The following is a 13,733-nucleotide window of genomic DNA, read 5'->3' as shown; positions in this document are numbered from 1 at the left end:
TGATTGCACAAAGATTATTTATTAACAAAACAAACAAATGTATGAATTCTCTAACTAATAAAGAGTATTGTAATATCAATACTCGGTCAAAAGTTTGCCTTGAATCAGGCTGCTTGGACCATACAGAGCAACACCAGATTGCTGATAATTTGGTAAAAAAGTCGCTTTACAAACAAATCGGACGGATTATGAAACTGACGTTCATCTTAATCATGGTTGCTCTCATGAATGTCTATTCCAAAGGATATTCACAAAAAGTAACCTTAACAGGTAAACATGCCCCTCTTGAAGAGTTTTTCTCTACTATTAAACAGCAAACAGGCTATGTGTTTTTTTATGATTTGAATCTGTTAAAAACAGCCAAGCCGGTAACCTTAAAGATTGTTGACACCGAATTATCGGAGGCTTTAGCTATTCTTTTTAATGATCAGCCATTGGATTACAGTATTGAAAATAAAACCATAGTAATCAGCGAGAAATTATCTGGAAAAGCAAAGAAAGCATTGAAAAATACTAGTTACCTTTTAATGGATATCCGTGGTAAGGTTGTTGACTCAAAAGGAGAAACCCTTCCCGGTGTTAGTGTCCGGGTAAAAGGTACCGCAGTTGGAACAACAACAGATGCTCAGGGAAATTTTGTCCTGAATGCACCTGATAACGGGACTTTGGTTTTTAGTTATATAGGTTATTTAAGTCAGGAAGTTGCTGTGAATGGAAGAACAATTATTAATGTTACCCTCATTGAAGATTCTCAAATGCTTGGAGAGGTTGTGGTAACCGCTCTGGGTATCGAAAGATCCTCTAAATCCTTAAACTATGCTGCTCAGACTGTTAAAACAGCTGATCTTAATCAGGCTAAAGAAACAAATCTGATTAATTCCCTGGCTGGAAAGGTTGCCGGTGTAACTATTACCAAGAATGCAACCGGCCCGGGTAGTTCATCAAATGTTGTTTTACGTGGTCAACGCTCTGTATTCGGTAATAACCAACCATTATATGTTATTGATGGTGTTCCAATGGACAATACTAGTCGTGAGGTAGGAACTGGTGGTACACATGGAAGTCGGGATGGTGGTGATGGTATAGGTATGTTGAATAGTGATGATATCGAATCTATGACTATCCTCAAAGGTGCTTCAGCAGCTGCATTATATGGAAGTTTGGGACAAAATGGTGCAATCATTATCACAACCAAAAGAGGAAAATCAGGTAAAATTACCGTTGATTATACCGGAAATACAACTATTGATCGCCCATTTATCCTTCCTGAAGTACAGTCAGAGTACGGGCAAGGTGCTGGAGGTGTTTATAATGCAAACTCTGAAACCAGCTGGGGTCCAAAAATTACAGGACAAACAATCACATTATGGAATGGTAAGCAAGTGCCTATGCAAGGTCAGCCTGATCGTATAAAAGATTTTTATCGTGATGGATCAAGTTTGACAAATACCTTAGGAATTAGTGGTGGTAGTGAGAAAATGCAAACCTATTTTTCATATGGTAATAATAAGGCGAATGGTATTCTTAGAAACCATGTTTTAGACAGACATAATTTTGATTTCAAGATAGATAACAGTATTACTGACAAACTTTCATTTTTCACCAAGCTAAGTTATATCGTTGAAGATGTTGATAATAAGCCCTTTACTGGCGAAAGAAATGATGCAACAGGTAGTATATATCATGCTCCGGCTTCAATTCCACTAAGTGAAATGCAGAATTTCGAATATACTGATGTTTTGGGTAACCTTAGACAAAGCTATTGGCTTCCAGGCTCTATTTACTTATCGAATCCATATTGGAAGATGAACAGGCAGGTTTTCTTTGAGCAAAAGCGTCGTATGATTGGCCTGATACAAGCAAAGTATAAGTTTAATGACTGGCTGGATTTTCAGGTAAGAGGGAGTATGGATAGAACTGATATGAGTACGGAAAATAGAATGCACAATGATTCGTATGAACTTTCAGGAAATGGAAACTATTTTGAACTTTATGCCGGAAATAGAAGATTCACTAATGTGGATGCATTATTGTCGTTCAAAAGAAACATTACTAAGGATTTTAATTTAAACGGATATCTTGGAGGTTCAATTCAGGAAACTAAATATGAATCTATCAATACCAATGCAAATGGTTTGAATAAGCTTGATTTCTTCTTCATGTCTAATGCGAAGAATCCAAGAACTACAAACGTAATTGGTAGAGAGCCTCAAGTTCAATCTTTATATGCTACTTCTACCTTATCCTTTAAAGATTACCTCTATCTTGATGTTACTGCAAGAAACGATTGGTCTTCGGCACTACCGAAAGAGAATCAATCTTATTTCTACCCTTCAGTAGGTTTAACGGCAATAATCACAGATATGATTGATTTACCATCTTGGGTTTCTTATGGTAAGCTTAGAACAACCTACGCAAAAGCAGGTTACGGAGGTCGACAATATTTGACTGATAATTATTTTTCGGTAGGGGCTGGTGGTGCCATAAATACTCCTAGTGTTAGATCACTCGGGAATTATCAACCGGAAATTACTACTTCATTTGAAGCCGGGTTAGACTGGCGATTCTTTACCAACCGGATAGGGCTTGATGTTACTTATTATAGATCTAATACTGAAAACCAGTTAATTGCTTTGGCTGTTCCAAATGCTACACTCTTTAGTTCTCAGTATATCAATGCCGGATTGATCCGGAATAGTGGTGTAGAAATTATGTTAAGTGGTGCGCCAATTAGAAATCAGAGTTTTTCATGGGACATGATGCTTAACTTCTCTAAAAATGTTAATAAAGTTGTTAGATTGTCTGAGAGACTTAAAACAGCTGTTTTAGGTGATGACAGACAGGTGCTCGAAACAGTTGAAGAAGGCAAGTCCTTTGGAGAAATGTATATGGCCGAATGGAGTAAAGATGCACAAGGCAGAAGGTTAGTTAGTCCTGCAGGTGTTCCAATTCTTACCGGGAAAACAGCTTATGCAGGAAATTATAATCCTAATTATATGCTTGGTGTCAACAATTCATTCACTTTTAAAAATCTTAACCTCAGTTTCTTATTAGATTACAGAAATGGCGGTACAGTTGTAGCCGGTACTTTGGCTGCAATGGATGTGAGTGGTAACTCGAAAAATTCTCTTCAATATAGAGAAACCGGGATTGTTGTGGATGGTTATACTACAGCCGGTGTAAAAAACACAACATCAATTACTGCAGAAAGATACTGGCAATCATTAGGTAACAGAACTCCTGCAAAAGACTTTTATGCTTTTTCTGCGACTAACCTTAGGCTGAGAGAAGTGGTGTTTGGGTACAAAATTCCAAATCAGTTTGTTCAAAAATCAGGATTTATTAAAAATGCCAGATTATCTCTGGTTGGAAGGAATCTGCTATTCTTAAAGAAATATGCGCCTTACGATCCTGAGATTGCTACAGCAGTAACTAATAGGGGTGGTATGGAATATTCTTCTTTACCTACAACCCGTAATATTGGTCTTAGCCTGAACGCAACATTCTGATAGCTAACAACTATTTGAATTAAATATTATTATCAATATTAAATTGAATAAAATGAAAACTCAAAAATCATTATATAGAAAGTGGGCCATCAGAATGGTGCTATTTTTGGCACCAATCGTAATACTGACTGCCTGTACAAAAAATTTCGATGAAATAAACAGAAGACCGGATGGTTTATTGGAACTGACTGCTCCGGATTTACGTAGTTTATTCCCCGGTGCATTAGTAGCCGGAGGTGGAATAGGTTATAACGAAACGAGTATGCTCTTGTTTCCTGGAGTATACTCTCAACATTTTGCCGGCACAAACATCAATCAGGAGTCTCACAGATATGTTATTGTTCAAAGATGGCAGGACATTTGGCCTGGAACCTATGTAAATGCAATGCCTAAATTAGTAAACATTATCGAGGCAACTAAAGGTGGAAAAGAACCTAGCATGAATGCAATTGCCAGAATGTGGAAAGTTTTCTGTTTTATGCGTGTGACTGACCAATGGGGTCCGATTCCATATTCCAAAATTGGTAAGGATACTACAGTTGTGAGTTACGATGATCAAAAGAGTATTTATTTTGATTTCTTCAAAGAACTGGATGAAGCAACTACAGATCTCAAAAATAATTTAACTAAACCTTCATTTGCAACAGCAGATCGTATCTATAATGGAGATAATGCTAAATGGTTAAAGTTTGGAAATACCTTGCGCCTGCGTTTGGCATTAAGAATTTCGGATGTAGAGCCTGCTAAAGCTAAATTGGAAGCAGAGAAGGCATTTGCTGCCGGGGTGATGACACAGGCTTCAGATGGAGCCCATTTTGCAACTAATGCAGATTTTAACAATGGACTGAACAATTTTATGAGTAGAAATGGCTCTCGGATGAGTACTACCATGGAAAGTTTATTAGTTGGTTATAATGACCCAAGGCTACCTGTATTTTGGAGCCCTGCACTAACCGATGGTAAGTTCCGTGGTGTTAGAAACGGAATGACCGTTGCTCAACAAAATTTGCCTGCAAATAGTATTAACAATAATTCAGCAGTTGGTCCAAAGTATGCTTCTGCCACGATGACTACAACTCCTCAGGTTGTTTTTTATGCCTCTGAGGCTTATTTTCTTAGGTCCGAAGGAGCATTGAATGGCTGGAATATGGGTGGTACCGCCAAAGAACTTTATGAGATGGGGATAGAAACTTCATTGCGTGAACATGGCATTACCAGTGCGGCAGTTATTTCTGCTTATGTTAATGGTACAAGTCTACCTATCGCACCTGATAATCTGTTCCCTACTCCCCCTTTAACAGATATTCCGGTAAAATGGGAAACTAATACTGAAAGACAACGTGAACAAATCGGAACCCAGAAATGGATTGCTCTTTTCCCGGAAGGTCATGAGGCATGGGCAAGTATCAGAAGATCTGGGTATCCAAAATTTTATCCTCTGTTAAATTCTCAAAATCCTGATATAACACCGGATAAGATGATCCGGAGAATATCCTTCCTCGACAGGGAAATCATTGCTAATGGTGCTGCAGTAAAGGCAGCGGTTCCATTGCTTGGTGGTGGTCCTGATAACGTGGCTACCCGTTTGTGGTGGGATAAATCAAAATCAAACTAAGTACCCTTCCAAGAAAGGTACTTTTTTAAAAATGCATCATCATAATACCCCGGGTATACCTGCGAAAGCAGGTATACCCTAATTTACCCATCAATTGGTATTGATGATGATTTGAAATTTTTTGCCTTAATTTTCAAATTTTAAATAGTGGTTTTTGACCTATCCTTAGAATTTGTTGGCTGTTCATTTTAAAATTTGATTGCTTATAATTCTGATAAACTCAAATGCATGATAGAATCTGATAAGAACTTTTCTGACTTAGCTGCTATGGAAAATTCGGATGGTAGTATTGAAAAAAATATCACCACCCATCCTCATCATCATTTTGAAGAAAATATGGCTTCTGCAAACCTTCAATTGAAGCGAAGGAAGTTCCTTGGACTGGGTTTATTTGGAATTGCGAGTATGGGATTGCCAAATAGGGTTAAAGGATTTGACAACAATTATGTTGAAGAATTTGTAAATGATATTGTTGCCTCTGAAACTGATTTGTTTAAAAAGCACTCGGATAGTTTTGAGGATAAAATGAAATTGATGCAGAAGGCCTGGGATGAAAAAGATTTCAGGATGGTTCGCTCTTTAAGTGACTCCATCAGGAATACGGGTATACAAGCACAGAATGAGTATGAAGATCCTGGTAAACCCTTGCTTAATGGTAATCAATTTGGCATTGTTGCTACCCTTCCGGAAGCCTGGAGAATCTGGGCAAAAGGCTGGAAATATTACAAAGTTCTTGCTCTGGAGGAAAAAGCCGGAATTCCAAGACAAGCAGAACCTGTTGAAGTTTTATTAGGCTTCCGTTCAGATCAGGTTAACTCTTTGGCACGCGAAATTCGTGTTGTAGAAATTGATAATGGATTACTTAAGGAAGTTACTTCACAGGTGTATGGCGTAGTAAGAAGAGGATCTGAGAGGTTGTGTAAAGTCATGTTTTTGGCTGATAATAAAGGCTCTGAAAAACGTCAGTATTTAGTTTTCTATGGAAACCCGGATGCAGAGTTACCTGAATATACAACAGATCTTGAAGTGAGGGGTGAAGGCTATGATCTTGAAATTGAAAATCAGTATTTTATTGCCAAGCTCTCCAAGCAAACTGGTCAATTGGAGCGGATGCTGATTAAGAGGGAGCATGGTGTTGAATTGTATGCAGGAGGTCCGGCTCATGCCGAAACTCCTTGTATTGACTGGTCACATGATTATGTTGCAGAAGATTTTTTCATGAAAGTCAGGATTCAGTATTGGGGTGAATGCCCTGATTACGAGATTACCCGCGGGCCAATCTGTACGATCGTCAGACGCTGGGGATTTCCACACTCAGCACTGCATCCCATCTACAATCCCTCCCGATTAAATATTAATGTAGAGTATCGCTTTTATTCAGGATTGCCATACTTCTTTAAATCCAGTAAAATGAAAGCTGTAAAAGCCTTCGTTATCCAGACTATGCGGGATGACGAATGGGTTTTCACAGGACAGCCTTTTACCGGAAGTATATGGATAGGCGCTGATGAAAAGGTAAAGTTCGGCGAGGTTGATGTAGCCAATAAGCACAGTGTGAAGGGTTTTGGATACTATAATAAAGATTCAAAAGACTCTTTTGTGGGTCTTTATTTGGATCATTCTTCGGAAGTAATACCGGACCTTCTGGATGGAGGTTCATCCTTGTTTTATTATAACTGGCACGGAACGGTATGGGTCCGTCATCCAACCATAGATGGAATAAAAAACCATACAATACCAGAGGGTGCCATACTCCGGCAGAAGAATGCTTATGTAACGATTGCTTTTACCGAAAAGGATGGGCCGGGTAAAATTGAGGCACTGCGGAAAGAACTCTTAAATCCAATGGACAGTTTTTCCTCGGACTTAGCTACAATTACGTCTGCCAAAGAAAGTAAACGCTCCCTGGCAAGACCCGGAGAAGCCGGGGATAGCCTGATTTCAAAGGCAGTTTTATGGGAGGCTTTGAAAAGTTGTATAGATCAGCAAATGTACATCTCCAATGTCAACCTTGTTGAACTCGGATACATTTATAATCTTTCTGTAGAGGGTGATGGGGTGGTTAAAGTTCTTATGACTATGCCACATAGAGGCCGGCCATTATCGAGTTTCTTTATATGGGGTTCAAGTGTGGTGCATCGTACGGTTTCAAAAACGATTGTGGGGGCACTGACGGAAATACCGGGAGTCCGGAAAGTTGTGGTTGATCAGACCTGGTATCCTGAATGGAATTCCAATCTGATGAGTGATGAATGTCGTAAAAAACTGGGGATATGAGATATGAGAAGCAGGATGCCGGAGGTCAGATGTCAGACTTCAGATGTCAGACTTCAGAAAAGTATTAAAGCTAAGCACAATTATTTAACACCTTATTGCCGACAATAATATATCAATTGAAAAATGAAAAAAAATAAGCAAATCCAATCTGAATTATTGAGTCCGGTTGATTCCTTTCAGGAAACTTCTTTGAATGGTATCCATAAGTCCAAAACCAATGATAATGAGCTCTCGGCTCAGGTTTCTGATCCTATTAAACGTAGAAAATTTCTCGGAATGAGTTTGTTGGGTATGGCCGGTTTGAGTTTGCCATTTGGGGTAAGAGCCGCCGAAAACAATTCTGTTGAGGAATTTGTAAAAGAAATTATAGCTACTGAAACTGAACTTTACAAAAAACAGTCTGATAGTTTCGAAACTAAGATTAAATTAATTGAGAAAGCCTGGGCAGAAAAGGATTACCGAATGGTACGTTCCCTAAGTGATTCGCTGCGGAATACAGGTATTCAGGCTCAGATCGAAGATGAGGATCCGGGAAAGCCATTAGTAGGATCTGGTCAGTTTGGTACTGTTGCATCGCTTCCAGTGGCATGGAGAATCTGGGCAAATGGATGGAAGTATTATAAAGTTATTGGCTTGGAGGAGAAAGCTGGAATTAAAAGAAATGCGGAACCTGTAGAGGTCTTGTTAGCTTTCCGTTCAGAACAGGTAACATCCCTTGCCAGGGAAATTCGTGTGGCAGAAATTAGTAATGGTCAGATAAAGGAAGTTACTTCCCAGGTTTATGGGGTAGTAAGGAGGGGGCCAGAAAGATTGTGTAAAGTGATGTTCCTGGCTGATAATCAGGGAGGGGAAAAACGAAACTATCTGGTCTTTTTCGGTAATCCGGATGCTGAATTACCTGAATATACCTCAGATCTTGAAGTAAGCGGAGAAGGTTACCATTTGAAAATAGAAAATCAATACTTCATTGCTTCACTTTCTAAACAAACCGGCCAGTTGGAACGGATGTTAATTAAAAGGGAGCATGGGGTTGAATTATATGCCGGAGGTCCCGGACACGGAGAAACTCCTTGTATCGACTGGGCTCATGATTACGTTTCTGAAGATAATTTCATGAAGGTCAGAATCCAATACTGGGGAGAGTGCCCGGATTATGAGATTGTACGGGGTCCAATCTGTACCATTGTTCGCCGCTGGGGTTTTCCGCATTCTGCACTTCATCCTGTTTACAATCCTTCCCGTTTGAATATTGATATTGAATACCGCTTTTATGCGGGACTTCCTTTCTTCCATAAGTTTGGCAAGATGAAAGCAATCAAACAGTTTGTTTCCACCGCACTTAGGGATGATGAATGGGTATTTACAGGTCAGCCCTTTACCGGAAGTCTTTGGATGGGTGCCGATGAAAAATTAAAGTTTGGGGAAATTGATGAAGCCAATAAGCACAGTGTTAAAGCATTTGGGTATTATAATAAAGACTCTAAGGATTCATTTATTGGGCTTTATTTAGAACATTCTGCCGAAGAAATACCAAAATTTCTTCATGCCGGCCATTCGATGTTGTATTATAACTGGCATGGAACAACCTGGTCCCGTTATCCGCTTGAAAGAAATCAAATCGTTCCGGAAGGAGCTGTCCTGCATCAAAAGAATGCTTATGTAACTGTAGGCTTTACTGAGGCTGACGGTCCGGCAAAAATTGAAGCATTAAGAAAAGAGTTATTAAGTCCGCTATCTTCCTTCCAGGCTGCTTTGCCTTCCGGACTTGCTGCAAAAGAAAATAAGCGGGTTCTTGCCCGTGAGGGTGAAGCACTAAATGGTCAGATTCCGAAACAAGTATTATGGGATGCTTTGAGAAATTGTAAAGATCAGCAGCTGTATATCGCCGATGTAAATATTGTTGAACTGGGATATATCTATAATCTTTCAATGGATGATGATGGGGTGGTAAAAGTATTAATGACTATGCCACACAGGGGAAGACCATTGTCAAGCTTCTTTATCTGGGGATCGAGTGTAGTTCATCGTACCGTGTCAAAAACAATTGTGGGAGCTCTCACAGAAATACCCGGAGTGCGCAAAGTTGTAGTGAATCAAACCTGGTATCCAGAATGGAATTCCAATCTCATCTCAGATGAAGGCCGTAAAAAATTAGGGATATAGATTGAAAAAATTAACAAGCCGGCTTTCGGCTTAACAATAAAACACCTTTTAAAATTTTGCTGTGAATAAAAAATTTTCATCTAAACCAGATTCAGAATTTCGGGAAGCAGACTCAGGAATTCCGGCTTCAGAAAGATTATTCGCGGAAGAAGTTCCGGTAAAAGAGTCCGAAACCCCGAATTGTGACGGAATGAAGCGTCGTAAGTTTTTAGGTATGGGCTTATTGGGTGTTGCCGGACTTGGTTTGCCGCTAAGTACTAAAGCTGAAAAAAAGACCGCTATTGAGAATTTTGTAAAGGAATCAGTTTCGGTCGCAGAATCAGTTTCGAGTCAGTCGGATAGTTTTGAGGATAAGATGGATATGCTTCAAAAAGCCTGGGATAAAAAAGATTATCGTCTGGCGCGGGCATTAACTAATTCCCTTCGTATTTCGGAAATTCAGGCTCAGGCTGATCATGAAGATTTTGGAACCCCATTGATTGCTGCCAATCAATTTGGTACTGTTTCTTCACTACCAACTGCCTGGAAGAACTGGGCAAAAGGCTGGATGTATTATAAAGTTGTGAGTTTAGAAGAGAAGGCAGGAATACAACGTAAGGCGGAACCTGTTGAGGTTTTACTCAGCTTTCAGGCTTCACAAACTGCTTCCCTTGCACGTGAAATCCGGGTGGCAGAAATAAAATCCGGTGTTTTGACAGAAGTGATATCACAGGTCTTTTCAGAAGTTAGACGAGGAGCTGAAAAGATCTGTAAACTTCTGTTTCTTGCAGATAATGAAGGTAAGGAGAAGCGGGATTATCTGATATTTTATGGTAATCCGGATGCAGAACTACCTAATTATCAATCTGATCTTAAAGTGACGGGCGAAGGATACGGGCTTGATATTGAAAACGAGTATTTTACCGCTTATCTTTCAAAACAAACCGGCCAGTTGGCAAGGCTGATCCTGAAAAGGGAACATGGCCTGGAAATCTATTCCGGTGGGCAGGGGCACGGAGAACCTGCCGGTATAGATTGGGCACATGATTATGTGACTGAGGATAATTTTCAAAAAGTGCGGATCTCCCTATGGGATGAATGCCCGGATTTTGAAGTTGTCAGAGGCCCAATCTGTACTATCATTCGTCGCTGGGGCTTGCCATATTCTCCGGTACATCCGGTTTTCTCTCCTGCAAGATTGAACATGGATATTGAGTATCGTTTTTATGCCGGCTTACCTTATTTCCACAAGTTTGGCCATATGTCGGCACTTAAGACATTTGATATGGTCTATGTACGCGATGATGAATGGGTCATTACCGGTCAGTCATTTACAGATATTGTGTGGGTAAATGCTGAAGGTAAGGTTCAGATTGGGGAGGTGCCTGAAGCATCAGCTGATAATCTATGGGGGGTAGGCTTTTTTAACAAAGACACCAAAGACTCCTTTATCGGGCTCTTTCTCGAACATCATGCGGATGGATTTCAGGAATTACGTCATAACGGTTCGCCTAGTTTCTATTACAAATGGCATGGTCAGTTTTGGCAACGCTGGCCGGTTCCACAAGGGGTAAAAACTATTCCGGAAGGGGCTGTTTTCCATCAAAAAAATGCCTATGTCACGCTCCCTTTTGATACAAAGGATGGATCTGGAAAAATCGAACGTTTGAGAAAGGAGCTGATGAATCCAATGGCGGTTTCAGCCAGTTCAATTCAGCAAAATATACTCTCCAGAGATAGCCCTAGGCGACTGGCCAGACTGGCCGAGGCGCAGGACAGCCCAATACCCAAAGATCTGATATGGAAGGCACTCCGTGACGTGAAAGATCCCCAATTCTATAAATCAGATATCAGCATAGTTGATCTTGGTTTAGTCTATGATGTGACAGTAAGGGGAAGTGTAGTAAAAGTATTAATAGCTATGCCTCACAGAGGCCGACCTCTTGGATCCTATTTTGCATACGGATCGAATGTCGTGCACCCAACCACTTCTAAAAATATTCTGACAGCTGTTTATGAAATTCCGGGAGTTAAAAAAGTTATTATGGAACAAACCTGGTATCCAGGCTGGAGTTCTAATATGCTGACAGATGATGGAAGAAAGAAACTTGGTATTTAATTATTGAATAATAAAATAAAGCATGATTTAATATTTAATTGTTTTAATTAAAATGAAAAAATTAAATAGAGACACTTCCGATGCGCAGCTTAATCCGATAGACAATAGTAAAATTGAACATTTGGAATCTGCAATGTCTGAAACAATAAAACGCCGTAAATTCCTCGGATTGGGCTTAATCGGTGTTGCGGGACTTAGTTTACCTCTTGGCACTAAAGCTGAAGGAAAGACTTCCCTAGAGAATTTTGTAAATGAATCTGTTTCAATTGCAGAGTCTGTATCCAGTCAATCAGATAGTTTCGAGGATAAGATGAAAATGCTTCAGAAAGCCTGGGATAAAAAAGATTATCGTCTGGCGCGGGCATTAACCAACTCTCTTCGTATATCAGAACTTCAGGCTCAGGCTGATCATGAAGATTTGGGGACCCCATTGATTGGAGCAAATCAATTTGGGGCTGTCTCTTCACTTCCTGCTGCCTGGAAGAACTGGGCGAAGGGCTGGAAGTATTATAAAGTAGTGAACCTGGAAGAGAAAGTGGGTATTCAGCGTAAAGCAGAACCTGTAGAAGTTTTGTTGAGCTTCCAGACGACACAAATTGCTTCACTTGCACGTGAGATCCGGGTTGCAGAAATAAAGGATGGTGTGTTGACAGAGGTAATATCACAGGTCTTTTCAGAAATTAGACGAGGAGCTGAAAAGATCTGTAAACTCCTGTTTCTTGCAGATAATCAGGGTAAAGAAAAGCGGACTTACCTCATATTTTATGGTAATCCGGATGCAGAACTTCCTAATTATCAGTCTGATCTGAAGGTTACTGGTGAAGGTTACGGACTAGATATAGAGAACGAGTATTTTACCGCCTATCTTTCAAAACAAACCGGTCAGCTGGCCAGAATGGTGCTAAAACGTGAACATGGGTTGGAGATCTATTCAGGTGGACAGGGGCATGGTGAGCCGGCTGGTATCGATTGGGCACATGATTATATAACAGAGGGTTTCTTTTCAAAACTTAGAATATCCTTATGGGATGAATGTCCAGATTTTGAAGTCGTCAGGGGGCCAATCTGTACGATCATTCGTCGCTGGGGTTTCCCTTATTCAGCAATACATCCGGTGTTTGCGCCGGCCAGAATGAACATGGATATTGAATATCGTTTTTATGCAGGTCTGCCGTATTTTTTTAAATTCGGTCACATGACCACTGTTAAAGATTTCGTATCAGCGGCACTACGGGATGATGAATGGGTAATTACCGGGCAATCATTTACTGATCAGATGTGGATGAGTGCTGATGGCAAGTTGCACTTTGGAGCTGTTCCAACCGAATCAGCCAAGAATCTTTGGGGTATTGGTTTTTTTAATAAGGATACCAAAGATTCATTTATGGGCTTGTTTCTCGATCATCGTGCAGATGGGAGAGAAACGGAACTGATTCATGATGGCGGACCGAATATGTATTATCAATGGCACGGAACGACCTGGTCCCGGTATCCACTAGAACGAGATAAGATCGTTAAGGAAGGAACAATCCTGCACCAAAAAAATGCCTATGTCACTATCCCATTTACCAAAGAACATGGTCAGGCGAAGATTGAATCGCTTAGAAAAGAGCTAATGAATCCTTTAACAAGCTCTTCATCTGTACTGAATAATACTGTTCAGGCGATTGAGAGTCCAAGGCGTTTAGAACGTATGGGAGAGGCTCAGGATAGCCCGATACCTAAAGAATTGATATGGAAGGCATTAAGAGATGTTAAGGATCCTCAGTTCTATAAGTCTGATATCAGTATTGTGGATCTTGGTTTAGTATATGATGTTACTGTAAAAGGTAGTGTCGTAATAGTATTAATAGCGATGCCTCATCGGGGCCGGCCCCTGGGGACCTATTTTGCTTACGGATCCAATGTCGTGCATCCCACCACTTCCAAAAATATTCTGACGGCGGTTTATGAGGTTCCGGGGGTTAAGAAAGTGATTATGGAACAGACCTGGTATCCGGGTTGGAGTTCTAATATGCTTACGGATGAGGGTAGAAAAAAATTGGGTATTTAGAATTAAAATTGAATAATT

At 40.2% G+C, this 13,733-nt stretch carries 6 protein-coding genes; all 6 read left to right on the top strand.

Features of this window, described 5'->3' with window-relative positions; all coding sequences use genetic code 11:
- The first annotated feature begins 188 nt into the window (after nt 1–188).
- Nucleotides 189–3,509 carry a SusC/RagA family TonB-linked outer membrane protein gene (locus tag Q8S11_RS11865; protein ID WP_305662321.1) on the top strand — a complete coding sequence of 1,107 codons (3,321 nt, stop codon included), beginning with the start codon at nt 189–191 and terminating at the stop codon, nt 3,507–3,509.
- Nucleotides 3,510–3,561: 52 nt separating this feature from the next.
- Nucleotides 3,562–5,124, top strand: a complete 1,563-nt coding sequence (locus Q8S11_RS11860; protein ID WP_305662320.1) for a SusD/RagB family nutrient-binding outer membrane lipoprotein — start codon at nt 3,562–3,564, stop codon at nt 5,122–5,124.
- A 228-nt stretch (nt 5,125–5,352) separates the two neighbouring features.
- Entirely contained in the window at nt 5,353–7,401 is a 2,049-nt protein-coding gene (locus Q8S11_RS11855; protein ID WP_305662319.1) for a metal-sulfur cluster assembly factor, read from the top strand.
- Between the two features lie 123 nt (nt 7,402–7,524).
- Nucleotides 7,525–9,564: a metal-sulfur cluster assembly factor gene (locus tag Q8S11_RS11850; protein WP_305662318.1), complete on the top strand. Its 2,040-nt coding sequence runs from the start codon at nt 7,525–7,527 to the stop codon at nt 9,562–9,564.
- Between the two features lie 61 nt (nt 9,565–9,625).
- Nucleotides 9,626–11,662: a metal-sulfur cluster assembly factor gene (locus Q8S11_RS11845; RefSeq protein WP_305662317.1), complete on the top strand. Its 2,037-nt coding sequence runs from the start codon at nt 9,626–9,628 to the stop codon at nt 11,660–11,662.
- Nucleotides 11,663–11,714: 52 nt separating this feature from the next.
- Nucleotides 11,715–13,715: a metal-sulfur cluster assembly factor gene (locus tag Q8S11_RS11840; RefSeq protein ID WP_305662316.1), complete on the top strand. Its 2,001-nt coding sequence runs from the start codon at nt 11,715–11,717 to the stop codon at nt 13,713–13,715.
- Nucleotides 13,716–13,733 lie beyond the last annotated feature (18 nt).

The organism is Daejeonella sp., assembly GCF_030695525.1.
Taxonomy (GTDB): Bacteria; Bacteroidota; Bacteroidia; order Sphingobacteriales; family Sphingobacteriaceae; genus Daejeonella.
The sequence above is the reverse complement of the archived record's forward strand: the minus strand, read 5'-3'. Positions and strand labels throughout refer to the sequence as shown.